We start from the raw sequence: 26,610 nt of genomic DNA, 5'->3' as shown, positions 1-26,610 counted from the left end.
GTTTATTTTGAAGCCTTTAGAATGGGTAATCGGAAGGTTTTAGGACAGCAATTTTATTTTAGAAATCGTAATACCAATTGAACAAATCTGTTCTCACGCCTAAGCTAAACCAAAAGGTATCCCTATTGGCCAAATCCGCCGAATTGGTTTCTGGATTGAAGTTTCTAAAACTAATATTGGTGAACAACTTCAAATTACTCACTGGATTGATAATGTATCCTGTTTGCAATTCAGCATTGAAACTATTGGTTGTAATCCCCTGCCCTACTTCCACACCTGTATCAAATGGACGCTCATTGTAATTACGATAGATATCGGCTCCGTAGCTAAAACTGTCTTCCTCGGTATTGTAATCGAACCCACGCTTTCCAATAATGAATTTCGCATCGGCAAACCAACGTCTGTAGTTATAACGACCTATGATGACAAGCTCACTAAAATTGGCTCCCCAAAGGTGGGCCATCGATTGGTTGTTATGGCCATAGTTTAACACCACGGTATCGTGGGAATATGTATAAGGTCTTACTCTGTTATACTCCAACTGCAGTAACAAATTATCTACTTTGAAGGCGTTGAAATATTTCACCCCAATTTGATAACCAAACTTGTTTTTCCAACTTTTGTTTCCGCCTTTCACAGCTCCTAAGGAGAATTCGTCCAGAATAAACTGGCTGTAAAGATTCACCTTATTGTTCCATTTATATTTTGCCGAAGCCCCTACAATAGCATTTCCCGCTCCTTGACCAGATTCGAATTCAAGTGCCCTGAAAAAGATAATTGGGTTAAGATAGTTGATATCAAATCCACGTCCATTGGTATCGGTCCACAAAACAGACTCAAAAAAACCAAGGTTCAATCTTTTGGAAACATTCCAACTCAAATAGTGGTTGGCCATGTATTTGGTCAAAAAGGATTTGTCCTCAATAATCTCTGGACGCACATCCCTTAACCACATCCAAGTATTGGTATACTTTATTTTCCAAAATTTGGTATTCAACTTAAAAAAGGTATGCGGACTTGCTGCATCCCCTTGAAAAAGGGAGCGATACCCATCTCCTATAAAATTCTTTCCGTGCCCAAACTGTACATTAATAAACTTTGCAGGTGCATAGGACAAGTAAGCTTCGGCCACAGGGTAATCATAACCACCATCCTTAAACGACTTTCCAATACCTCTTCCTGGAACAATAGCGGGATCCGGACCAAAAGCTTTTAAGCTTTCGGCATAATCATTAAAATATTGCGCAAACCGCCCTTGACTTTCATACACTGAAGTTGAAAAGTTTAAAGTCTTCCCTAAACCTCCTTGCACAATCAATCCACGTGTATTGTTATAGGTTGAATTGAAATCGGCCTCAGTATCCTTTCCAACTTGTAGGTCAAAAATAGGATCGATGACAAACCAATAGTCCTTTCCCTGTACCTGAACCAAATGCTCATCCCATAGTTTTCTACCCCACCAGCCATCACTTCCTTTGGCCATGAATTCCTTTTCAGCCTTAAAATCATAATACGGAGCTACCTCAGCATACACAAAAGGCTTAGCTGCCGTATGGCTGTTAGTTCCCAAGACATTCATTTGTCCATCGAAACGGGCATAATAGGTATGCCTAAAAGGAATGTTTAACTGACTGCTGTATTCCAGCTTTTCGTAGGGTACAATGTCATTATTGATACTATCATATTCTTTGGAAACCGTTTCATTTAAATCGGCGATGCTATGCACCGTTTCTGCCGGGGCATAAGCCTCATTAGAAATTTCCTGAGGATTGACCAAAGGAATTTTTACCGATATGGAATATTGAAAATAGGTTGGATTGCCATTGTAAGTCCCAGGAGCAATTTTCGGAAGTTCTCCAAATACACGTTTCACTTCAGCCTCTAAACTTTCATACACTGCATCTACATACAATACTTTGAAAGCCCCTTTAGCATCCACTTCAAATAAAATTTTAATGTCCCCTTGATAGTTCTCTTCCTGTACTATTTCCGGAACTCTAAAATTATCGAAAATATACTGGTTGATTTTATTGTTGAAACAAACTTTGAGATTGTCTATGGGTTCAGTTTCACATCCAGGAAAAACAGGGGATTTTTGATAGCTTTCTGTATTTTGGGAAAATCCATATACACAGAAAAACATAAAAAAACAGAGAATGATGCGCTTCATAAAATTCGGTCGGCCTTTGATGGCCGAAATATACTACTTTTTCAAAAAAAGCCCATTAAAAAACCGTTACCCCACAAAGAGTAACGGTTGAACAAACAAAACAACAACAATTTAATTTCTAACCTCAAATATAATGGGTAAAGAATACAGAACATCTACAGGCTTGTTTCGCTGCATTCCAGGAGTCATAATAGGTATTTTATTAATCACTCTTTTGGCTTCATGCTCCAATTCTGTATGAGGGGATCTAGCCCTGACATCTTTAACCTCTCCAGTTTTACAATTCTTAAATTCCACATAAATCTTTTGCATGCCGTGAATCCCTAATTCCCCTGCGATATCTGGTGAAAATTTTCTTTTTACCAAATTGGCAATTTTATCTGACATACATTTTTTTCGAGCATCATTTCCTTTAGCTTTTTCACATCCAGGGTATACTGGAACATCTTCAATAAAATCCAAAAGAACAGGAATATCCTTATCAATCTTAACTACATCAATAGCTCCCGGATCCACAATCTTATCACTTACGTTCTGATTTGAAGTTATAACATTTTGAACCGGAAGATCAACAGTAAAATCATCAACTATTTTTGGAGGTTCTGTAATCAATTTAGATTTCACTTTTGCCTTCTCCTCTTTTTGTGGCACAGGTTCTTCATAAACTTTAAATTTCTGCATCACGAATTCAATCGGTGCCTCCTCATCAACCATAGCCTGTTCATACTTAGGAATCTTGGTTTCAAATTCCATTTCAAAAAGACCATACACTCCCAAAAGGCATAGAATTAACCCAATCTGAAAATATAGGGTAGAGTTTTTTTTGTAAATTTACATCATGCTTTTGTGATTTTGTAACGGTTGTTTTGCTCTGGCCAGCAATACAACGTTCTTTGTTAAGATTTTTCATAATATTGAATTTAAGATGTTAATATTATGCCAAAACACAAGAAGCATACCAAAAACAAAAATCCCGCCTAAAACTTAGACGGGATTTTTAATATTATAAAATTATCTCTTCTTAATCCTGAACTTGGAACAAGATTGGTAACGAATACGGTACAGTTACCGCTTTACCTCTTTGCATACCTGGTTTCATTTTAGGAAGCATGCCAATAACACGTTTTGCTTCTTTTTCCAAACCTGGATGTGGTGCTCTCGCCATAATATTGGTAATCTCTCCATTTTTGTCAATCTTGAAAATTACGTTGATACGCTGTCTTCCTGAAAGACCAAGTTCACTAGCCAAATCTGTGTTGAATTTCTTGTTTACAAATTGGCTGATTTTTTCAGACATACATGCTTTTTTAGCATTGTTCCCCTTTTCTTTTTCACATCCAGGGAAAACTGGTACGTTTTCGATAACAGCAAAAGGAACCTCGATATCCTCTTCTACTTCTTCCACAACTACCTCTTCAACTTCTACAATTTCTTCCTCCTGACTAGTCTCAGAAGATTCGATTACGGTTTCCTCAACTTCCACTTCATCCTCTACAACCTCAATAACTTCAGGGGCTGCTGGTGGTGGTGGTGGTGGTGGTGGTGGTGTTTTAAGCTGATCGGTAATTGGGATTTCTTCCTCCAATTCCTCGTCCATGGTCAACTGACCTATGTCAATTGCAGCCTTGTCGTACGTTTTGTAGTTAATTGCCAAATTGGTTAGCAACAACATTAAAGCCAAGCCCACTGCGAAATAAATCGAGCTATTTCTGCCTACGTCGGCCTTGGTAGTTTTTTTCGGTTCCATATCTTAAAACATTTAAGAATGCTAAAATAACCAATTAATAGTTAAAAAAGCAAGCGATTATTTTAATTTAACTTAAGGTTCACCATAAGCTTTATGATGATTGTGCCCACTACAACCCCTATAAAATTGGCCAACATATCGTAGGCATCTAAGGTTCTTGTAGTTGACAATGTTTGTTGTAATACCTCAATAATAATGCCATAAAGCACAATTATTGTCCCTGAAATCAAAATTTTATGTTTCACTTGGGTTTGCCTAAAAAAATTAAACCCCAACAACATAAAAACGGTATACGCTCCAAGGTGATACAACTTATCATCAAAGGATGAGCCCAGACTTGGCATTTTGTGAATGTTTACCAGGCTCAAGGAAGTTAATGCTACCACATAAGCAAGCAGTAGTATTAACGCAATGGGCTTAGGCACCGATGAGCGCTTTATAATCGTCAGCAGTCATCAATCCTTCCAATTGCGAAAGGTCTGAACATTTTACCTTGATCATCCATCCTTCTCCATAAGGATCGCTGTTTACCAACTCAGGAGCGTCTTCCAAGGCTTCGTTAAATTCGATGATTTCACCAGATACTGGCAAAAACAAATCAGATACAGTTTTAACGGCTTCTACAGTTCCAAAAACTTCTTCTGCCTCCAAAGTTTCGTCCAATGTCTCAACTTCTACGTAAACAATATCTCCCAATTCGCCTTGCGCGAAATCTGTAATTCCTACAGTTACAACATCGCCTTCTACTTTAACCCATTCGTGGTCTTTAGTGTACTTTAAATCTGCCGGTATATTCATTTTGTGTGTAATAATTAATTGGCACAAAAATAATTTTTTAAAACCTGAATCACCTAATTTTCTCTGATTTTTTTCAATAGAAAGCGGCTTCGTTGGATTAATTTCCAAAATTATACCTCAGCGTGATTCCAGACCTAATGGTTGTTTGCGGGAAGGCTGTTGAAATCGCGTAGTCTGAGAACGAATAATCGAAATAGAAAATTCCTGTTAAGTATTTACTGAAGGCATAATCGGCCTTATACTTTACACCCCACAAAGTTTGTCCAGAGGTCACTTGATTATTGTCTAAATCCAAATATCTTATAATAGTCTTGTTGTCCCTTACCGACACATCCAAGGACATGTTCAAATCACTCTTAATGATTTGTTGCGGACCTGCAAGTTTGGAGCGGATACGCACATCTTTAAAACGGTACCCCAGTCCCACAATATATTCCTTTCCTTGAATTTCGGTCATCAAGTTATTGTCGAAACTCAGAGACAAAATTCGATCCTTCTTAATTTCTCCAAGAATCTTCACCGAATTTTTCATTTCAAAATCAATACGCACAAGCGGACTGAACTGCTCTTCCAAGTTGATGTTACTATATAAGGTTCTACTTTTAAAGTTCCCCGACTGGTTGAACACATCTGGATCCTGACTATCATAATCCAAGGTTGGATCGGCAGCCACATAATCTAGATTGGTGCGGAACTGGTTAATTGTATAACTGGAACGGTAACCATGGGTAATTGAGAAACGTTTGAAGTTCTTCTTGAACCACTTCATCTTCATAAACCCGGTATACTTCAACTGCCAATTTGGAATTGGAAAATCCCTAAACGCCGATAGTTTTACATTATCTGGATTGGATCCTGTATAGGCAGACACAAAGGCTGGCAATAATACTGCCTGACTGTTCTTACCAAAACCTAATGGATAGCCTTCTGCATCCAATTCATACGTATTGTTACCATAAAACTCCTGCGCCAATCTGTGGGCAATCACCATACGGTTTGCTCTAAAATCGTTAAAGGCATCCGACTGAGTTTCATCACTGGTACTAAAGGCAGTTTTAATAAGTGAGGTTGTAATGTTGAAGTTTCCATAGGAATTTTGGATTAAGGAGTTATAATCCAATTCTCCATCGGCATCCATATCTTCAACTCTAAAGTTCTCAGTCATGTTTTCAGAATACAATCTCCCCCCAGTGATATCGATCTTTAAATCTGGTATCAATTCCACATTGGCAGAATAATCCAAAGTTTGATTGGTCAATTCGGTATACTGTTGGTTGAAATTAGGGAATACGGTTAACCAACCATTTCTGGCCGCCATATCCCTAATGTCTCTTTGGCTTCCAAAAGTATATCCAAAAGTAGGCTTGGTGGTTCCTATAAATCCAGGTGTTCTTGTATATCCTGGCAAATAGGTACCATTATTTTCAGAATAATTGATCTGAACTCTTTTCACCATGGTCATTACATCCAAGGCAGCACCTACTACTTTACTTTGCTTCTTGTTGGATTGGTTACGGGCATCGGCGCCATTTACCACACGCTTACCATCCTTATCCCTAGTTTGCGGCTGTCTGGTTGTACGCCTAGATTTTTTCTTCACCAAACCTAAGTAGCTATAAAGCTTCTCCATATTAAGCGAAGAATTGATAGCATGGGTATTGGCATTTTGGATAGAGTTCCCCAAATCGTAATAGCTAGTCACGCCATCTTCATCGGTATACTCAAAATTAGTATTCAAATCAGATCCTTTTTGCCATTGGAAATCTCCCGTATAGGAATACGTGGCATTCAAGAAACTCAAGGTTGGAATTTTGTTCAACGGAATTTCATAGTTCAACTGGAACTGTTGGTTCTGAATGTTTGGATCTCCCAATTCAAAGAAGCCATCCCAAACATTTAAAGTTGGATCTTGCCTTCCGTTGATTTGATCATCGATAAAGTAATTCCTAACAATATTGTTATTGGAAGCATTAAAATTGAAACTCAAATTATCGGTCACAGCATAATTTAAGGCATACTGAAAATCGAAGGTATAGTTTCTTCTGTAAAGCTCATCAATCCCAATATTGTTTCCAGTAAGTTCAACTTCCCTAAATTTCTGTTTGTTGAACTGACGAATGATATCTGTATTCACCGAGAAACTTGTAGGCATTACATTTAAGTTGAAATCCTTAAGAATCTTCCAATATCGTCCAGTAAACAAGGAATCATTCTTCTTGAAAGGCTCCACCTTCTTAGGTGTAAAATTATAATTGTAATTCACCCCTGCCCTTACTCTTTGATCTAAGGAATTCTCAATCTCAAAGTCGCGGTGTTCAACTTTATTATAAGAATAGTTGAAAGTCAAGTTCTCCGGATCATACACATGCGGTTTCGCCTCGGCTGCCCTTTGTTTTTTCACACCAATAAAATTAATGCTCTTACGCCTTGTGTAATCTTCCGACTGTTCTCTTATCTGTTTTTTCTCTTCTTCCGAAGTAGCCGCATCCAATCGTGATTCCAAAGTAAGGTCATTATAATACTGATCGTATTTTGGTGTAATCAATTCCTCTTCCTGCCCATAGTTGAAAGGCACCTGAATACCCCATTTCTTAGGTAACAATTGTCCAAGATTTACATTGGTCACTACATTATACTGCTGAACATCTTCCCTACTTCTTTCATTTGGTCTTTGCTCTACCGAACCAAAACCAGAAGTACTTTGTCTACCCGTAGCACTTACATTGGCAAAATCTGCCACGTTACCATCCACGCCTACCACGGCAGCCCAACCACCTTCGTTATGTAAATCGGATAGACGGAGTTCGTTAAACCAGACCTCTCCACAAGCGTCATAACCAGATCCTCCATTTTGGGCTGATGTAATGTTTTTTAAACCTACCATCAACACTCTAATGTCTCCGAAATTAGGGTTACCTTTAATGGCGATACGCTGTTGTCCAGCTGTATATTGAGAAAATTCTGGGACCGGATTTTCACTTACCGAACCATCAATAACGTCATAAAATGTTGGATCGTCATTGCTTAAGGTTCCGTCAAAAATTCCTTTAGACTTGATTTGTTGCAATAACTCCAATGGCAAGTTAATTTCGTTTTCCTCTGGCCACACTGCAGTTGCAGAAATTCCTCCAGAAGACACCTGCAATGGTACTTCAATTTGATAGAAGTTGTCGGTGAAGTCGTTACCCATTCTAATGAATCCGACCAAATCGTTATCATTCAAGGTACCAGACTCTCCATTTTCAGCATGCATAAACATTCTCAGTTTTTTATACTGACGCATGTCTATATTAATGTTTTTGAATACCCCTTTGGAATCTGTAGCTTCCAATTGACAAGTCTTTACAACTAGAGATTGCTCATTTTGACGAACGATATTATTGTTGTTGTTCAACTCTTCCAATTCCACACCAGGAGGCAACACATAATTCCCTTCATTCTCTTGAAGTCCAACAACACCTGTACTGAATTCTAAGTTCGGGCTTTCATTGGTAGGGTCATTATCCAAATCTCCAGTAAAACGACGCCAATCGCTACGAACCAAATCCAAAGTTGCGAAACGCAATACCGTTGGTTGGGTAAATTCCTTTAAATACATACGAGCAAAACGCACCGATCTAATATCGGTAATTCCCCCTACGGCAACTCTATCAGACGCGTTGATAGGAATTCTAAATTGATACCAAACCACTTCTCTAGTTTCACCATTAGGCAAGGTTACTTCACGGGTTTTGATATCGTTGATTTTTTCGTTGTTCTCGTTTAAGGTGGAAGGCTTAATATCAATGTTATACTCAAAATAACTATTGATCGTGTTCATGGTATTATCCCTGTTGATGTCCTCCACATCTGGCTGGGTAGTTGAACCTCTATTGGTATCGGTAAAGGTTTCCGGTGAATTCCCTTCGGTACCGTTATACTTTTTATAACGCTCAAAAATATCTCCTTCCGTATTTAGGAAATAAGTATAGTTATCCTTTGCAGGGTCTTCCCCAAAGTTTCCAGCTACACCCAACTCACTCAACATTTGGGCTTCTTCAATATCGTCGTAACCGTCATACCCAACATCTTGGTTGGTACGCTCCTGACCTGTTGTGGCAAATGTGTAGATCAAGGATTGGTTCTGCGGCACTACGTAAGGTTTATCTACAGACAAGTTATTCTGAAGAAAATCTATATTTCCATCTTCTGGCAAGCCATTCTCAAATTGCTTTTTACCGTCCTTAAGAATATCCTCAGAAATATTCCCCAAGTTGATACTTAAAGTTCCTCCCGGGTTTGAAGGATTGTCCAAGAATGGATCCTGAACCCAGAATTCAATGTATTCTACGTTCGCCTGCTCAAAATCGGTAGAAGTAATCTGTCTAGTAATCCCCGCCCAAGAATTCATTGGGTTATCCAATTCACCATCGGCAGCAGAAGCTTCAAAGTTGTATGGTCCACGCTCCGAAGGATAGTAAGCCAAATCCAAGGTATAGATTACCGTACTTTGGCCCTGTACCAAATCTACTTGAGGGAATACCTCTTCTATAAATACACGTCTCGTATAAAGGTTAGAGATATCGTCATCGTTAATTCCGGTAGGTCTCTGCGTACTATAGAAAATAGGGTCAATGGTATACCAGTTCAAAAAGGCACGGTCAAAACCATTTTGTAGCCCATTGTCATCTTCACCTCCAAATCCGGGATAGTTACGTCCAAGTCCTACAGGTCTACTAGACAGGTACCATGTCAACGGCGACAATAAATCGATGGCACCTTGTGTCCCTTCAAAATCATCTACATATGAAGTGGCTTCATTATTGAAATCGGTTCCTTTTGGAGCCCCTGGCAACAAATAGGCGAACTCTCCCCTAACCGACATATTGGATGGCACATCGGTATCTATGTTTGGTAACTTGTTTACCATCCTAGTTAAAAATGGCACTTCGGTAGAATAGTTACCGTTAAGCCCCAAAATAGTATTATTAATTGGCTCTGTATTGTAATTGGCCTTTTGGGTAATTGGACGCTCACTTAAATTCAAGAAAGTTCCTCCCAAGACAAAATTCTCGTTGAATTGATGCTCCACATTCACCCCTGCAAAGCGTCTTGTTTGTTGCCCAAAAACGGCATTGTTTTCAACAGACACATTAATTGGCGTATTAGACGCTTTTAAAGCCTCATCCAAAATTTGAACACGCCCCAATTGGTAGTTCACCGTATAGTCAATTCCTTCAACCAGCACACGTCCCCCAGCAGTTACCACTACCGAACCTCTTGGTACATTAAAAGCCCCTAATGGAATACCATCACCTCCAGAGGATTTAAATCGTCCTTTAAGTTGGAACTTGTTCTTTTCAGACTCGTCCAAGGCCGCCGTTTTGGTTTGCTTATAGAGAATATCGTATACATATTTCTCCTGGTTAGGGTTTGTGTATGTATCCTGTTCGTAATCTGCATCGTTGTTGTTAGGGTTGTTGTCATCATCCAAGACATCAAACAGATAACGTCCAAAAGGTTCCACTTTGGTGAAGATGATTTTTCCATTTTGTGTCAATACGGTTAGCCCTGGCACAAAATCGAAGAACCCATCCCCATCCAGCTGTGGATCATTATTGTAATTCAATCGGTCTAGGTGGAACAACCTAATTAAAGGAGTTTCACTTATTGCCGTATCGTCTGTTGGATCTGTCGTGTTGTTATGGAATGGAGGGAAAGTAGTTCCGTCCACAGGTAAAATGTAGTTGACTGGAGAAGCTTCCGTGTAAAAAATGTTCAGTTTAAAATCTTCCTGACTCAATTGATATGCTCCAGTATCGTAGATGTTTTTCATCATCAAGTCCCAAATAGGCTGCTCCACATTGGTAACGGCACTCTTAAGCATTTTTAAAACAAGCCCCTTATTACTAACAATTTGATTTTCAGAACCTGAATCTTGACTAACTTCTGTAGCTTCCACTCCATCATTGGCAAATTCACCAACTTGGTAGACTTGGTTTCCAACCGTATATTGGAAAGCGACTGCTAACACTTCATCATTAAGCAATCTTTGGTTTAAGGAAATGTACCCCAATTGTGTATTCAAAATATAGTCAGACCCCTGCTGAAGTTTCTTGGCATTTTCCAATTTACCAAAATCGAAACCTTCATTTGCAGGTGTTAAAATACCTTGTTCAACCGTGGTGATATCTCTTACCGCATCCGTTAACTGAGACCCCGCACCTCCAATATTTAAAGGGTCGAAATCGTTGTTTCCGTTATCTGGATATGCCCCTCCAGGCACATTCACAAATCCAGCTGGTGGGGAAGCAAGCCCAATAACATCCGACTCTCCCAAATCCTGAAAGGCCACGATATTCCTAACATTGTCTGTTTGATTACTTCTGTTGGTTACCCAAACTTCAATTCTGGTAATTTGAATATTGTTGTTGATGTATGGATATCTATTTAAGGCCTCATCGTAGTGTTCCCTAAAATATTGAGACAAGAAGAAGTGGCGATTTTCATCATAGTCCCTTGCAAAGAATTCAAATTCTTCCAAAGTACCTCCTCCTTGTGCTACTACCGACTGTGATTGTGATTTTTGCTCAGAGAATACAGCGGTTACTGTCGTTTTCCCAAATTGCAATTCGGTTTTTACCCCAAATAAACTCTGTGCTCCCGTAATCAAGGAACTGTTTAAAGGCATGCTCACATTACCCACCTCAATTTTTCTGATGATATCATCCTCGGTAGGCGTGTATTCCAATTTTATCAAGTTCTGGAAATCAAAAGTAGACTCGGTATCATAATTGGCTGTTACCTGAAGTCTTGTCCCCACTTTACCCAATAAACTCAAACTAATCCTTTGGTCAAAATCAAAAGTAAAGTTGCTTCTGTTCCTTGGCGAAAACGTTGGGTTATCCTGCTTTGTGTAGAGTACGCCCAAATCCATTTCTACCGATCCTTGAGGCACTACTTCAATAGTATTTCCACCAAACACCGATTCAAAAAAGCCAGAATTCACATAAAATTCTGGCAAGAGATTTTTTTGTTCTTCTTCACTCCCCTCTTTTTTACCTTCTGCCGCATCAATTTTCTGTTTGTAATATCCCTTTTGCTGTTCCTGCAACACCAATTTATAATATTCTGCAGGCGTTAATATAATGGGGTAATTAATGTTGAATTTCCCCACTTTTTCAGTGTAGATGTAACGGTCTGTTACAGGGTCATAGGTGTATTTTGAAACAATGCTATTGGGATTGGGAAGTGTCATCCTTCCCATGGAAAAACCTGTTTTGGTGGTATCTTGTTCTTCTGGTTCCTGCGCAAAACCGAAAAGGCTAAAGAGCATTACGATACTAAAAAGCAGGTATGATCGGGTTGAAATAGTATAAATCGGGTTATTTGTACTCAAATCTCTATTATAATTTTTTTAAAGCTTCCTTGATAAGGCTTTCCACACTCGCATCTGGTTGGTCTGAAATGATCTTGTCTACCACCTTTTCAGCCTGCTTCTTATTAAATCCTAGAACTTCTAATGCTGATAACGCTTCATCCTTGTTGGTATTGCTTTGAGGCGCCGAAAGTTCATCAATATCATAGACTTTCAAAATTTTATCTTTCAAGTCCAAAATAACTCGTTGTGCTGTTTTGGCTCCAATTCCCTTGATCGACTGAATCAAGGCTACATCTCCAGTAGCGATTCCCTCCCTTACTTGTTTGGGAGTTAATGAAGATAACATAGTCCTTGCTGTATTGGCTCCAATCCCGCTTACAGAGATCAACAAACGAAAAATCTCTCTTTCAGAAATAGAAGAAAACCCATAAAGGGTATGGGCATCCTCCCTTACCTGCAAATGGGTATACAGCTTCAAATTTTCTTGATCTGGAATTTTCGAATAGGTATGTAAAGAAATATGGAGTAGGTAGCCCACTCCATTACAATCTATGGTGACATCGGTTGGATTCTTTTCAACAAGTTTCCCCTGAATATGTGTAATCATTAAATAGCCTCATTTAAACCTCTCAAATGTAATAAAATTATTTACAATGAGAGGAGGTTACTTTTCTTCTGACGCCTTGAGTTCCTGCTCCCTTTTTTCTTTTTGCTGGGCATCAATAACTGCTATGGCCGTCATATTGACAATCTCATCCACACTGGCCTCCAATTGCAAAATGTGCACTGGTTTGCGCATCCCCATCATGATAGGCCCAATGGAATCTGCTTGGTTAAGCTCCTTCAAAAGTTTATAGGTGATATTGGCCGCTTCAAGATTCGGAAAAATAAGTGTATTTACCTTTTTACCAGCCAATTTTGAAAACGGAAATATATCCTGCAACATTTCACTGTTCAGAGCAAAGTCTGTTTGCAATTCTCCGTCAACAATTAAATCTGGGTAATATTTATGAAGATACTCTACGGCATCCCTTACCTTGGTGGTACGTTCATTTTTTGAAGAACCAAAGTTGGCATAGGAAATCATGGCCATTACTGGCTCCATTCCAAACATTTTCACAATTTTAGCCGTCATTTGGGCAATCTTCGCCAAATCTTTTGAAGATGGATCCATATTAATTGCGGTATCACTCAAAAACATTGGGCCACGGCGTGTCATCATTAAGTTGGTGGTAGCGACACGGGTAGCACCTTTGGCCATTCCAATAAGTTCCAACATAGGCTTCACAACCGAAGGATAACTCCGTGAATACCCAGAAATAAGGGCATCGGCATCGCCTTCGTTTACCATCATTGCCGCAAAATAATTGCGTTCGCGCATTACTTTTTGTGCAGAATACAAAGTCACCCCTCTACGCTTGCGCTGTTGCCAATACACCTCGGCATATTTGTTAAGGCGGCCTAACTCCTCATCCGACTTTGGATCGATGATTGGCACATCCGCATCAAAATCGATCTCTAGCTTTAACTTTTCAATTTCTTCCCTACGCCCTAAAAGTATTGGAAAGGCAATCCCTTCTTCGTGGGCAATTTGTGCTGCTTTCAACACATCCAGTTGATCTGCCTCTGCAAATACCACACGCTTCGGATTCATTTTTGCGCGATTCAATAATAATCGAACCACTTTATTATCCGAACCTAAACGCTCCATTAGGGATTCTTTATATTTACCCCAATCGATAATAGGTTCTTTGGCAACACCACTATCCATCGCAGCTTTTGCTACGGCTGGCGGTACTTCTGCAATTAATCTTGGATCGAATGGCTTTGGAATAATATATTCCCTACCAAAAGCCAAACGAGTTTCACCATAGGCTATATTTACTTGTTCTGGCACCGGTTCTTTGGCCAATTTTGCCAAAGCCACTACGGCTGCCATTTTCATTTCTTCGTTTATTTTTGTGGCACGCACATCCAAAGCTCCTCTAAAAATAAATGGAAACCCAAGCACATTGTTTACTTGGTTAGGATGGTCACTACGTCCTGTGGCCATGATGATATCGTCTCGTGTATCAATGGCTAAATCATAAGCAATTTCAGGATCTGGATTGGCCATCGCAAACACAATAGGATCGCTTGACATTGATTTCAACATCTCTGGCGAAACAATATCGGCAGTAGAAAGCCCAATAAATACATCGGCATCTACCATAGCTTCGTCAAGGGTATCAATGGCTCTATGTGTCGCGAATTCGGCCTTTTCAGGAGTTAAATTTGAGCGGTCTTTTCTGATTACACCTTTACTGTCCAACATCACCATGTTTTCAAGTTTGGCTCCACAGGCCTGATACAATCTAGAACAGGAAATAGCAGCTGCTCCAGCTCCACTGATTACAATTTTAACCTCTTCTATTTTTTTCTCTGCCAATTCCAAGGAATTGATTAATGCTGCTGCAGAAATAATTGCCGTTCCATGCTGGTCATCGTGCATCACTGGAATGTCCAACTCTTCCTTTAGGCGACGCTCTATTTCAAAAGCTTCTGGCGCTTTGATATCTTCAAGGTTGATACCTCCAAAAGTAGGCGCTATGTTTTTTACCGTCTGGATAAATTCGTCAATATTTTCAGTGTTTACCTCAATATCGAACACATCGATATCTGCAAATATTTTAAACAACAATCCTTTACCTTCCATTACGGGCTTGGAAGCTTCTGGGCCAATATTACCTAGCCCCAAAACGGCTGTTCCATTGGAAATTACGGCTACCAAATTTCCTTTGGCGGTATATTTATAAACGTTATCTGTTTTTTTAGCGATCTCTAAACATGGTTCCGCTACTCCAGGTGAATAGGCCAAGGACAAATCTCTTTGACTGGCGTATTTTTTTGTAGGAACTACTTGAATTTTTCCAGGAGTTGGCTTGGCATGATACACCAAAGCCTCACGGCGTTTGCTTTGTTTACTCATATAAAATTTGGATTAATATGAATTACAAATGTAATAATCCTGTAGATGAAACTCTAATCTTTTAGAAACTGAATATTTCTTTTTAATCCAGCCAACTTAGTGCGCTTAACTGCAGACTTTTTAAAGACTTTGTTGAAAGTTTCTTCGGTGATTTCTTCCCAATCTTTTTTGGTCATGGATAGTAAATCTTGATGTGGATTGAAAAGCGGCTCACTGTGAGGTTTTGAAAATCGGTTCCAGGGACAGACGTCTTGGCACACGTCGCAGCCAAACATCCAATGGTCAAATTTTCCTTTGAATTCAGTAGGAATATTGTCTTTCAGTTCGATTGTGAAATAGGAAATGCATTTGCTGCCATCTACTACATAGGGGTTGACAATGGCTTCCGTAGGACAGGCATCGATACAAGCGGTACAACTTCCACAATGATCGGTTGTTGGCGCGTCATATTCCAACTCAAGGTCTACAATCAGTTCTGCAACAAAATAGAAGGACCCCACTTGTTTGGTGAGGAGATTGCTATTTTTTCCAATCCATCCCAACCCAGATTTGGCGGCCCAAGCTTTATCAAGGACTGGAGCAGAATCTACAAAAGCACGTCCATTGACTTCGCCAATCTCTTCATTTATAAACTCAAGTAATTGTTTTAATTTATCCTTGATGACAAAATGATAATCGGTTCCGTAAGCATATTTGGATAACTTAAAGGAGGTATCTTCCTGTGTTTTTTCGGGAAAATAATTCAACAGTAAGGAAATGACACTTTTACTTCCTTCAACCAGCTTTGTAGGATCCAAGCGCTTATCGAAATGGTTTTCCATATAACGCATTTCACCATACATGTTACTGTTAAGCCATTGTTCCAATCGAGGAGCTTCGTCTTCCAAAAACCCAGCCCTACTAATGCCACAGGACAAAAAACCAAGTCGTTTTGCTTCATTTTTAATACTTTTGGTATAGGATTGCAGGAGTTTCATTTGGCCAATGTACAGCGAAAAAACTAAACAATAAAGCCAACCTAAGTCGGCAATATCATTTATTATTAAAAAGTCTTTCCGTATTAACTCATTCTAGTTACCATAAGGTCCACTTGCAATATCCCCAACGGACCAAATTTCACCATCGCGAGTTACAATGTAGGCTGTATTTTTTACAATTTCGAGAGATGTTGGTCTATCTAAACCTGTGGCTATTTCGCTAAACGTTCCATCTTGATTGGCCTTAACCAAAGCTCCCGTATTTTCATAAGCCTCGGATCCCTCTCCAAGACCATTCCATGTCCCTTGGGAAAGCGCAAACAGACTTTGGCCTCGACCGAATTCAACGTCCACCAACATAGAAGCTCCTGAAGCTACCGGCGGTGCATAAGTGGAATTTTCCGTAAAATAAACCACCTTGCCATCTTCTGGATCATGAGGAACAGGTCCTGCTTCGGCCATATAAATTTTGTTGCCGGAAACTGCTAAGCCTGTGGGAACGATATTAGGAAAGGCACGCATTTCTGTAATCTCTCCTTCGGTGGTGACTTGCAATACACGGTTATGGTGACCATCGGTTACTAAAAAACCTCCTTTATAAGTTTCGATGGCATATTGCAAGCCCATTGGCAAAAAGTAGCTTGTAGTTGGAGGATTTGCTTCGGAAAATGCTCCAAGGTCTGCAATCACCGTAAAACTATTTGGGCCATCGATCCTGTAAATTCCAATCACATCGGGAGTCGGAGCCCCGAAAAAAGATCCTACTAAAGACACTATCACATATCCAGTATCTCCAATAAAAGTAATGTCCATGGCACCTCCTATACCAACGGCAGGAATCATGGTTGGCAAGCCACTGGCAAATGTTGTTTTCTCCCAGGTCTTTAAATTAAATCGAGAGATTTCTCCTGTTTGGGTTTCTGTGACAAATAAATCCCCGCCAGGACCAATAGCACTTCCTGCTCCACCCACAATTCCCTCATACATCATTTGGGGAGTTCCTGGACTGGAAGCCGATTTTGCAGATGAAGTAGACAAAACCGATTCAGGCTCCTCATCTGTTAATTCATTGGAACTGCACGAAAACAACAATCCAAGTAGCACCAAAAAAGAAATGAGCTTGGTTACAGTGAGGATAGGGTTCTTAAAAAAATCAGTTGGAGCTTTTAGTGAAAGGCATTTGGTTAACATAATGATACGTTTTAAAGTTATACTTATTGCTATCAATCAGTACCAAGTGGCTTTAGAGAGAATTTATTTTAAAGATACATTTTGCTTCCCCTTCAAAATTGGAAATTTCATTCAATTATTAGAACGAATCATTCAATATGCCCAATTAGTTTTATGAAACCTCCTACTTTTCAAAACTATTTACTGAAATTTTGTGGGGGTTTCTCCATATTCATTCTTAAAAACTTTAGAGAAATATGACGCATCGTTAAAACCGACTTCATAAGATATTTCCGTTATTGATTTATTGGTATTCCCTAATAATATCTTGGCCCGTTTAAGTCTAAAAGAACGTATGTATTGGACAGGGGAGACCTTAAAAGCCGACTTAATTTTTCGATATAATTGCGAATCACTCATGGCCAAATGTTCTGCCAATTCCTTAGGCCCAAACTGGCTATTCTGGTAATTGTCAATTAAGGTTTGGTTAACCTCCTCCACAAAATTAAGTTGCGAACTTTCAGAATACCCATTTTTTTGCGAAGGAATTAATCCGGCGGCCTTACTTTCTAAGCACTCCCTTGTTTTAATAAGGCCTTCTATCACAGCAAATAGCTCTTTTTCATCAAATGGCTTAGTTAGGTAAGCATCAGCTCCTTTATGAAATCCATTCAATTTGCTGGCATGTCCCGCCTTTGCGGTAAGCATAACAATGGGAATATGATCTGTTTTAGTGCTACTTTTTAGGTTTTCTGTGACTTGAAAACCATCTATATCGGGTAGCATCACATCACAAATGATAAGATCAGGAATATATGTAGTTGCCAATTCAACACCTTCCTCTCCATCTATAGCGGTAATTACATCGTATACCTTATTCAAAATTAAACGCAAATAACCACGTACATCTTCATGGTCTTCTACCACTAAAATGTTTGGTTTTTGTCTATCCAACTCCTGAAATTGTTTCAAATTCTCATTCTTATGTTGTTCTACTATTTCAATAGCCTCCAAAGGGTCTTGAGAATACTCTGCCAAATTATGAACTGGAATGGATAGCTCTACTTTTGTTCCAACATCTGGCAAACTTTCCAATTTAATAGTTCCTTTTAAAATTTCAACATATTGTTTTGTTAATGACAAGCCTATTCCAGAGCCCTTCTCTGATATTTTACTGGCGCTTTTGGATTGGTAATATTTTTCGAAAATCTTATTCTGCTCCGCTAAAGGAACGCCAATCCCAGAGTCAGTAATTATTATTTTTAAATCATTAGCTTTTCTCGTCACAACTAAGGATATCTTTCCTCCATTAGGAGTAAACTTTATGGCATTTGACAATAGGTTTCCTAGAATGCTTTTGATATAGTTTCTATCAAAATCCATGACTATAGATTGCTGTCTAATTTCTATCTCGAAATTGATATGCTTCAATTCTGCCAAAGTTTGGTAACTCGAGGAAAGATAAAGTATATAAGGAACTATATCTCCTTGAATCATTTGCTGGTCCATCACCCCCTTTTCATTTCTTGACAATTCAATGATATTGTCTACCATATGTACCAAATTGGAAGCATTTTTTTCAATCAAATTTAAATTGGAAGTATGTGTCTTAGGAATTATCTCTTTCAAATATTTTGTAATCCCCAAAATTACCGTGATAGGTGTTCTAAAATCATGAGTAATCCCAGAATAAAAATGGGCCATGGAATCATTCACCTCCTTTAATTTTCTAGATTCTTCCAGAGCCAATTTCCGTGAGAGCAAAAATCGATATAACCAAAAAATACTGAAAACAATAAGGAGCAGATAAACCACCTTTGCCCAATTTGAACTCCACCAAGGCCCAGTGACATCCAATTGCATCATAAATGGAGGCTTATCCCAAAGACCTTGAAAGTTACTTCCACTCACTTCTAAAGAATATTTCCCGGCGGGCAAATCTATGAGTTGTAAATCGGTGCCTACCATTTTGCTCCAACCATCATTCCCTGGAATGATGCGATAATAAAGATTTTCGAGTTCTTCCGCTGAATACCCTAAAGTGGAAAAATGCAGCTGCAACGGAAATTCATCATACCTCAGATTGAATTGAGGTGACTGCTCAAAATTATTAAGCCCCCATTGGTCATTGTCCACTCCCCCCTTAATATCGGACAAATAAATATTTTTCTCCGTAACAAAGGCATCTACCTTTTCAGGATCGAAATAGGTGACACCAAAATCTCCTGCAAAATATAATTGCCCCTCATCACTTTTAAACTTACCACTGGACCAATCAAAATTCTTAATACCCTCAGTGGTCCCATATTGTTGGAAATTGTCGGTTTTGGGATTGTACTTTATGAGCCCTTCCCCATAGGTGGTAAGCCAAATATTGTTTTGATTGTCACTTAATAAACTTGGAAAAACAGGATTACTAACATTAGGTACATCTATCCAAGAATCAAACTTACCTTCTCCCAAATACTTACTTAGCCCTCCAAAGGTTGAAATCCATAAGTCTCCTTGAACATCTAATCCCATATCCAAAATAAAATCTGAGCAAATAGACTGCACATCTTCACTTTTTGTATAATGTCCTACTATTTCGGCCGATTTGTATTCTGGGGACACCTCCAAATTCAAGAGTCCTCCTCCCACTGTACCTACCCAAAGATCTTTGTCGTTTACTAAAAGGGACGTTGGATAATTGGTAAGTTTATTTTTTATGGATTGAGAGGTCGCCTTTAAATGGTTTATTTTGAAACTTCCATTTTCTAATTCAAGAATATTATAAATACCCTGTCCTGAAGTTCCAACCCAGATCATTCCATTTGAATCTGCTTGAATACAAGAAATTCTATAAACAGGAAAATAATACATTCCTTTACTTGAAAGTGAAAAAATATGGAGTTTAGGTAATTCCGGATCAAATGAATCCAAATCTATATATCCCAACCCAAAATTTCCGCCAAACCATATCCTATTCCGAATGGAATCCTTGGCCAAACATACCACTTGCGGATAGCCTTTTTGTTGTTTGCCATGTACATCATCTAAACTAAAAAAGTATTCTTTACCATCGCGCCTTAAACTCAATCCTCCCTCAAATTTCCCATACCAAAGATCTCCAGAATCTCCCAATATGGAAAGTACAGAACCCCATTCTGTAGATTCGTCATTGAGGTCATAAATACCTATATTCCCAAAAACAGGTGGATTCAAATCAAACAAATACAAGCCTTTTCTAAATACAGATATAACTTGATTGTTTCCAAAATTTAGCAAAGTCCCATATCCTGCAAAGGGCAAATTATTACTTTTAGTAGTAATATTATCCATAAACGTTTCAGGACCAGCATCGAACTCCAAAATTTTACAAGCTATAGAAATCCAAAATTTATTGTCCTTGACATGTGCTATGCCATTTCTCACAATTCCCGGGCTATTTTGATAAAATGGCAATGCAATTTCCTTCAACTTTAAAGTATCTAGATTGTAAATATAAAATCCAGTAGTAACTCCCAGGAGTATCTTGTCCTGATAAATTTCTATGGAATGAATTGCTCCCTCGAAATCCAGTTCTTTTTTAAAAGTGCCTTCGATATCGTTTGGATTTGTAATAGAGTAAACTCCTTGATTGGTACCAATCCAAATCTTCCCTTCATCATCTATCTTGGCTGAAAAAAAACTTAGTTCCTTAAAATGATATTTCAATAAATTGTTTGGCTTACCAAAGTTAGCAAACTCCACTAAGCCAGCCCCTCTAGTAAGAAGTAGCAATTGGTCTTCAGCTCCTAAAATAATGTCAAAAACATGACCTCCCATTTCCTGAAAGCCATCTAAATATACTTTGTTAAAAGTGTCAGTACTTCTATCTAAATAAGCCAAGTCAAAATCGAAACCAGCCACCCAAAGACGATTGTAATTATCCTCGCAAACAGTATAAATAAGATTGTTAGGAAGTGTATTGGCTTTACGGGAATCCTTTGCGTAGCGCTTATATTCTCTACCGTCAAACCTATATAGACCCAGAGAAGTAGCTAACCACAAAAAATTATTGTGGTCCTTATGCATATCATAAACCCGGGCCCAAGGCCCTTTTTTAATATCAAAATAGCTTACTTCAAAATCGTTTTGAATATTTTGGCCATTAGCCATCGAGAAAATGATTAGAAACAAAAGTGTGAAGAAAGTTGCTCTATTGGCCCTCATAATACCCTAGTTTTTATTGTCTTTTAAAACCGAAAGGGGCCATTACTAAATATACAAAATATTGAACATTCATTTTCGACAATAGATTTACAAAGAAAAATCGCCTAGGATTAAGGCGATTTTTATTATTAATTACAATTCTCTTCCCGAGGTATCAAGGCTAATGATTTTTTTCTGTTTGTCCTTTACAATCTGTACATAATAGATTCTTTCAACATCTTCCTCTAGTTGATACGATACCTCGTAAGATGTTTTTCGTAGTGACCAATTTGGATATAATTTCTTTACTGTATTAAGGACAACTGAAGGCAACGCGATATCCTTGAACTTTTCAAACGATTTTAAAATTATGCCATCTTGATTAAATGTGGCAAATATTTTTCCGTGTCTATACTCAAACTTCAATGGAAAAACTTTGCTTTCCTCATCATACAGTTCAGACGCAATAAGATTAAAATTAGCAACCTCTTTCTGCAAATTGATGATTCCAATAGCGGCGTTCCTATCAATAACCTTTTTAGCATAATTTAAATTGATTGTTTTAATTTCAACTGGTGCTAAGTGAATGCCGTGAAGACCTACGTCAAATTGCCCATACGTTTGGCTGGCGAGACCAATAAACATTAAGCCGATAATGATTTTTTTCATAATTGTTCGTTTTTTGATTGAATGATTTATTTTGATGATAATTCTTAACAATTACACCTTAAAAAGGGATTAAAAACATTATCGGCTTAAAAAACCAAATGTCAATATTATGATAAATAATAATGTAATAATGTTGTGCCTAGGAAGAAATAAAATTGATAAAGCCGCTACCCTTTACCATCAATTTTCTAGAGTAAAATTACAATCATGATTAAGAATTGCCCATGATAAAATCTTCAATAAATTGTAATTTTCAATCATTTACCTGAAAATCAACAATCATTAATTTAGTATGGCTTCGTACTTAAACTTTTTAATGAATAGGATAAAACGACATTTCAACATCCACTGGTTTTAAAGTAATGAGCGGATTGATTTTCACTTCGGCTTTGTTCGTGGAAATTTCAAATTTTTGAAGAATGGCATTAATGGCCAGCATCATTTCAAACATGGCAAAATTGTTACCGATGCACAAACGGGGGCCAGCGCCAAAAGGCATATAAGCAAAAGCTGTTGATTTTCTATTTTCCTCTGAAAACCTATCTGGATTGAACATTTCTGGAGTATCCCAATATTTCGGGTTTCGGTGCATTTCAAAAATGGAAACGCCTAACAAGGTTCCTTTTTTGATATGAAATTCTCCTAAGGTATCGTCTTCCAAAGCTACTCTATCCGTAATCCATGCTGATGGATACAAGCGCATACCCTCTTCAACACATTGTTTGATATATGTAAGTTTTGGCAGGGCATCAAAAGCTTGGGTAGCATCCGTGACAGGCAATGAATTGGCTTTTGCCTTTGCCAGCTCCTTTGGATTTGTAGCCAATAAAAACAACGTAAAGGTCAAGGCATTGGCTGTAGTTTCATGGCCAGCCACAAACAAAATTAATATTTCATCAATCAGTTGGTTGTTGCTCATATGTGAGCCATCTTCGTATTCTGCCTTTAACAACATATCCAATAAATCGTCATGCTGTTCTTTTGACGCTCTTCGTTGGATAATTATATTTTCAATAATCTCCCTACTCTCTTTAACCATCTTCTGGTGATATTTCATGTCCCCTTTTAAGTGATACCACAAACGTTTATGGGGTTGGCGTATTTCCTTAACAATGAAGTTTTGAAGTTCGGCAATAATGAACTGAAGTCGGTTTAGGGTATTTTGATTGGAAGAAAAATTAAAAAGCGATTTGGCAACCACCTCAAAAGCCAAAGTATTCATCAACGGGTATAATTCTTCCATCTTATCCGTTGGAAAACTGTTGACCTGTTCATTGATGGTGGTATCAATAATGGCCACCAACTGTTTTAATTTATCTTTATGGAATGCCGGTTGAATTAGCCGACGTTGCTTGAGCCAATAACTTCCCGTAGACGTTAAAAGTCCATACCCCAGATATTTCGACAAAAACTTGGTTTGCAGTTTGGACTTCTCATACAGTTTGTGCTGCTTTTGAAGAATATGCTTGGCGATCTTTGCATCTTTAGTCAAGATAATTGGCGCATTGAAAGGCGTTTTGATGCTGAAAGATTCTCCACTAGCGACAAACATTTCCTTATGAAATGGAATTGGATTCTTGGCAATTTCCGATGACTTGACCACAAAATTTATAAAAGAAACTCTTTTTGGATATTTGTATTTAGTCATAAAAAATGAATTTGAGGAAATGTAAATCTATTAAAACAATCCCCCTTGAATACCACCTTTAACTCTTCCAAGATGTTTATAGGCCAATTCGGTGACTTCTCTCCCTCTTGGAGTTCGGATGATAAATCCTTGCTGAATCAAAAATGGTTCATAGACCTCTTCAATAGTTTCTCCACTTTCACTAACTGCCGTTGCCAAAGTGGTAATTCCAACAGGTCCGCCTTTAAACTTATCGATAATGGTGGTCAAGATCTTATTATCCATTTCATCGAGTCCGTGGGCATCCACATTAAGCGCTTTTAAGCTAAATTTGGCAATTTCTATATCAATCCTACCATTTCCCTTTATTTGCGCAAAATCACGTACCCTACGCAGCAATGCGTTGGCAATACGAGGTGTTCCTCTACTCCTACCTGCAATCTCTATAGCCGCTTCCATAGAAATTGGCACATTTAAGATATTGGCACTACGTTCAACAATGGTAGATAACAATTCCGTAGAATAATATTGAAGTCTACTGCTAATACCAAAACGGGCACGCATAGGCGATGTCAACAATCCAGATCTTGTAGTGGCACCTATAAGAGTAAATGGATTTAAGTTGATTTGAACGGTTCTGGCATTAGGGCCAGATTCTATCATGATATCAATTTTATAATCCTCCATGGCCGAGTACAGATACTCTTCCACAATAGGACTTAAACGGTGGATTTCATCAATAAACAATACATCCCTCTCATCTAAGTTGGTCAACAAACCGGCAAGATCGCCAGGCTTGTCCAAAACGGGACCAGAAGTCACCTTGATACTTACCCCAAGTTCATTGGCTAAAATATGGGCCAAGGTCGTTTTACCAAGACCCGGAGGGCCATGAAACAAGGTATGGTCTAAAGCATCACCTCTAAGGTTGGCTGCCTTTACAAAAATCTTGAGGTTTTCCAACACTTGATCCTGTCCTGTAAAGTCATCAAAGGACAGGGGGCGCAAGGCCTTTTCAACATCCATTTCCTCTGGGGAAAAGTGTTCATTGGAGGGGTTTAAATTGTCATTCATATAAAAGCAAAGATAAACAAAAAGCCTTTCTGAAAACTCAGAAAGGCTTGATATGATTTATAAGAAATGAATTCTCTTAGTGTTGTAATTCTTCTTCTCCGTCCATTAATGGAACGTTTTGAGGTACGAAATCCGCCTCGTGACCTGGCTTACTGTAATCGTATGCCCAACGGTGTACGTGAGGAATTTCACCTGGCCAGTTTCCGTGAACGTGCTCTACCGGAGTAGTCCATTCAAGGGTGTTGGATTTCCATGGGTTTTGTTCAGCTTTCTTACCAAAGAACATGCTACTAAAGAAGTTGTACAAGAATACCAACTGGAACGCTCCACCAATTAAAGCAAACACAGTAATTACTACGTTTACGTTTGCTAAATCGTCAAACAATGGGAAGTTAGAGTTCGTATAGTAACGTCTTGGTAAACCTGCCATTCCGATAAAGTGCATTGGGAAGAATACTCCATAAGCACAGATAGCAGTAATCCAGAAATGGATATAACCCAAGTTTTTGTTCATCATACGTCCGAACATTTTTGGATACCAGTGGTAGATACCAGCAAACATACCATACAATGCAGAAATACCCATTACTAAGTGGAAGTGAGCCACTACGAAGTATGTATCGTGAACGTTAATATCCAAAGCACTATCCCCTAAGATGATTCCGGTAAGACCTCCAGTAATGAACGTAGATACCAAACCAATAGAGAACAACATAGCAGGGTTCATTTGTAAGTTACCCTTCCAAAGCGTTGTGATATAGTTGAATGCTTTTACAGCCGATGGAATTGCAATCAATAATGTTGTAAAGGTAAATACAGACCCTAAGAATGGGTTCATACCTGATACGAACATGTGGTGACCCCATACGATCGTAGATAAGAATGCAATTGCCAAAATTGACACTACCATGGCACGGTAACCAAAGATAGGCTTACGTGAGTTGGTAGAGATAATTTCCGAAGTAATCCCCAATGCAGGTAACAATACGATGTATACCTCAGGGTGACCTAAGAACCAGAACAAGTGCTCAAACAATACTGGAGAACCTCCTTGGTAATGCAATACTTCACCTTGGATAAAGATATCAGATAAGAAGAATGATGTTCCAAAACTTCTATCCATGATCAATAACAAAGCTGCAGATAATAATACCGGGAATGAAATAATACCGATGATAGCAGTTACAAAGAACGCCCAAATAGTCAACGGTAAACGTGTCATAGACATTCCTTTTGTACGCAAGTTGATAACAGTTACCACATAGTTCAAAGATCCTAACAAAGAAGAGGCGATGAAAATAGCCATAGCTACCAACCAAAGTGTCATACCTGCTCCAGAACCTCCTTGTGCCATTGGTAATGCAGAAAGTGGCGGGTAGATAGTCCATCCTGCTGCAGCTGGACCAGCTTCAACAAACAAAGACAATACCATGATAACACTTGACAAGAAGAACAACCAGTAAGATACCATGTTAAGGAATCCTGAGGCCATATCTCTTGCTCCAATTTGCAATGGAATTAACAAGTTACTGAAAGTACCACTCAAACCAGCAGTTAATACAAAGAATACCATGATGGTTCCGTGAATGGTAACCAAAGCCAAATAAATATCGGCATCCATAACACCGTTAGGTGCCCATTTCCCCAATAATGCTTCAAAAAGCACATTAGGTTCTTCCGGCCATGCAATTTGCATACGGAACATAAGCGACATAACTATTCCGATAATTCCCATGATAGTACCTGTAATCAAGTACTGCTTGGCAATCATCTTATGGTCCATACTAAAGATGTACTTAGTTACAAAAGTCTCTTTATGATGATGCCCGTGATCGTCGTGAGCGTGAGTATCTGCGTGTGCTGACATAATCTTATAT

General features: G+C 38.6%; 15 protein-coding genes. All 15 read right to left on the bottom strand.

Annotation, left to right across the window (positions count from 1 at the left end; genetic code table 11):
* Positions 1-58: 58 nt before the first annotated feature.
* Positions 59-2,170 carry a gliding motility protein RemB gene (locus BKM32_RS06465; protein WP_076663091.1) on the bottom strand — a complete coding sequence of 704 codons (2,112 nt, stop codon included), beginning with the start codon at positions 2,168-2,170 and terminating at the stop codon, positions 59-61.
* 111 nt (positions 2,171-2,281) lie between these two features.
* Positions 2,282-2,923: an energy transducer TonB gene (locus BKM32_RS06460; protein WP_076663090.1), complete on the bottom strand. Its 642-nt coding sequence runs from the start codon at positions 2,921-2,923 to the stop codon at positions 2,282-2,284.
* A gap of 268 nt (positions 2,924-3,191) precedes the next feature.
* Positions 3,192-3,917 (bottom strand): energy transducer TonB, encoded by a 726-nt coding sequence (locus BKM32_RS06455; protein WP_076663089.1) that lies wholly within the window; start codon positions 3,915-3,917, stop codon positions 3,192-3,194.
* A gap of 62 nt (positions 3,918-3,979) precedes the next feature.
* Entirely contained in the window at positions 3,980-4,261 is a 282-nt protein-coding gene (locus BKM32_RS06450; protein ID WP_053978122.1) for a VanZ family protein, read from the bottom strand.
* A gap of 73 nt (positions 4,262-4,334) precedes the next feature.
* The gene (gcvH, locus tag BKM32_RS06445) at positions 4,335-4,715 is read right to left on the bottom strand and encodes a glycine cleavage system protein GcvH (RefSeq protein ID WP_053978121.1); all 381 of its coding nucleotides are present in this window, start codon (positions 4,713-4,715) and stop codon (positions 4,335-4,337) included.
* 97 nt (positions 4,716-4,812) lie between these two features.
* A complete protein-coding gene (sprA, locus tag BKM32_RS06440) occupies positions 4,813-12,093 on the bottom strand; it encodes a cell surface protein SprA (protein WP_076663087.1) in 7,281 nt (2,426 codons plus the stop codon).
* A gap of 7 nt (positions 12,094-12,100) precedes the next feature.
* On the bottom strand, positions 12,101-12,682 hold the full coding sequence (gene ruvA, locus BKM32_RS06435) for a Holliday junction branch migration protein RuvA (protein ID WP_053978119.1): 582 nt from the start codon (positions 12,680-12,682) through the stop codon (positions 12,101-12,103).
* A 57-nt stretch (positions 12,683-12,739) separates the two neighbouring features.
* Positions 12,740-15,043, bottom strand: coding sequence for an NADP-dependent malic enzyme (locus BKM32_RS06430; RefSeq protein WP_076663086.1), 2,304 nt, complete (start codon positions 15,041-15,043; stop codon positions 12,740-12,742).
* Between the two features lie 53 nt (positions 15,044-15,096).
* The gene (queG, locus tag BKM32_RS06425) at positions 15,097-16,020 is read right to left on the bottom strand and encodes a tRNA epoxyqueuosine(34) reductase QueG (RefSeq protein WP_076663085.1); all 924 of its coding nucleotides are present in this window, start codon (positions 16,018-16,020) and stop codon (positions 15,097-15,099) included.
* 93 nt (positions 16,021-16,113) lie between these two features.
* Positions 16,114-17,211: a ScyD/ScyE family protein gene (locus BKM32_RS06420; RefSeq protein WP_076663084.1), complete on the bottom strand. Its 1,098-nt coding sequence runs from the start codon at positions 17,209-17,211 to the stop codon at positions 16,114-16,116.
* A gap of 180 nt (positions 17,212-17,391) precedes the next feature.
* A complete protein-coding gene (locus BKM32_RS06415) occupies positions 17,392-21,384 on the bottom strand; it encodes a response regulator (protein WP_083702116.1) in 3,993 nt (1,330 codons plus the stop codon).
* 132 nt (positions 21,385-21,516) lie between these two features.
* Positions 21,517-22,032, bottom strand: a complete 516-nt coding sequence (locus BKM32_RS06410; protein WP_123812080.1) for a hypothetical protein — start codon at positions 22,030-22,032, stop codon at positions 21,517-21,519.
* Between the two features lie 313 nt (positions 22,033-22,345).
* Positions 22,346-23,680: a cytochrome P450 gene (locus BKM32_RS06405; RefSeq protein ID WP_076663081.1), complete on the bottom strand. Its 1,335-nt coding sequence runs from the start codon at positions 23,678-23,680 to the stop codon at positions 22,346-22,348.
* A gap of 30 nt (positions 23,681-23,710) precedes the next feature.
* Complete coding sequence (ruvB, locus tag BKM32_RS06400) at positions 23,711-24,733, bottom strand: Holliday junction branch migration DNA helicase RuvB (RefSeq protein WP_053978114.1); 1,023 nt, start codon at positions 24,731-24,733, stop codon at positions 23,711-23,713.
* 76 nt (positions 24,734-24,809) lie between these two features.
* Positions 24,810-26,600, bottom strand: a complete 1,791-nt coding sequence (locus BKM32_RS06395) for a cbb3-type cytochrome c oxidase subunit I (protein WP_053978113.1) — start codon at positions 26,598-26,600, stop codon at positions 24,810-24,812.
* Between the last annotated feature and the right edge of the window lie 10 nt (positions 26,601-26,610).

The sequence above is a fragment of the Mangrovimonas sp. DI 80 genome, assembly GCF_001975575.1.
Lineage (GTDB): Bacteria > Bacteroidota > Bacteroidia > Flavobacteriales > Flavobacteriaceae > Mangrovimonas_A > Mangrovimonas_A xylaniphaga.
This window is presented reverse-complemented; position numbering and strand designations above follow the sequence as displayed.

Excerpts from the sequence above, each read along its gene's own strand:
- ruvB (WP_053978114.1), bottom strand. The coding sequence starts at position 24,733 with ATGAATGACAATTTAAACCCCTCCAATGAACACTTTTCCCCAGAGGAA.
- BKM32_RS06465 (WP_076663091.1), bottom strand. The coding sequence starts at position 2,170 with ATGAAGCGCATCATTCTCTGTTTTTTTATGTTTTTCTGTGTATATGGA.
- gcvH (WP_053978121.1), bottom strand. The coding sequence starts at position 4,715 with ATGAATATACCGGCAGATTTAAAGTACACTAAAGACCACGAATGGGTT.
- ruvA (WP_053978119.1), bottom strand. The coding sequence starts at position 12,682 with ATGATTACACATATTCAGGGGAAACTTGTTGAAAAGAATCCAACCGAT.
- BKM32_RS06410 (WP_123812080.1), bottom strand. The coding sequence starts at position 22,032 with ATGAAAAAAATCATTATCGGCTTAATGTTTATTGGTCTCGCCAGCCAA.
- queG (WP_076663085.1), bottom strand. The coding sequence starts at position 16,020 with ATGAAACTCCTGCAATCCTATACCAAAAGTATTAAAAATGAAGCAAAA.
- BKM32_RS06460 (WP_076663090.1), bottom strand. The coding sequence starts at position 2,923 with ATGGAATTTGAAACCAAGATTCCTAAGTATGAACAGGCTATGGTTGAT.
- BKM32_RS06405 (WP_076663081.1), bottom strand. The coding sequence starts at position 23,680 with ATGACTAAATACAAATATCCAAAAAGAGTTTCTTTTATAAATTTTGTG.
- BKM32_RS06395 (WP_053978113.1), bottom strand. The coding sequence starts at position 26,600 with ATGTCAGCACACGCAGATACTCACGCTCACGACGATCACGGGCATCAT.
- BKM32_RS06455 (WP_076663089.1), bottom strand. The coding sequence starts at position 3,917 with ATGGAACCGAAAAAAACTACCAAGGCCGACGTAGGCAGAAATAGCTCG.
- BKM32_RS06420 (WP_076663084.1), bottom strand. The coding sequence starts at position 17,211 with ATGTTAACCAAATGCCTTTCACTAAAAGCTCCAACTGATTTTTTTAAG.
- BKM32_RS06430 (WP_076663086.1), bottom strand. The coding sequence starts at position 15,043 with ATGAGTAAACAAAGCAAACGCCGTGAGGCTTTGGTGTATCATGCCAAG.
- BKM32_RS06450 (WP_053978122.1), bottom strand. The coding sequence starts at position 4,261 with ATGCCAAGTCTGGGCTCATCCTTTGATGATAAGTTGTATCACCTTGGA.
- BKM32_RS06415 (WP_083702116.1), bottom strand. The coding sequence starts at position 21,384 with ATGAGGGCCAATAGAGCAACTTTCTTCACACTTTTGTTTCTAATCATT.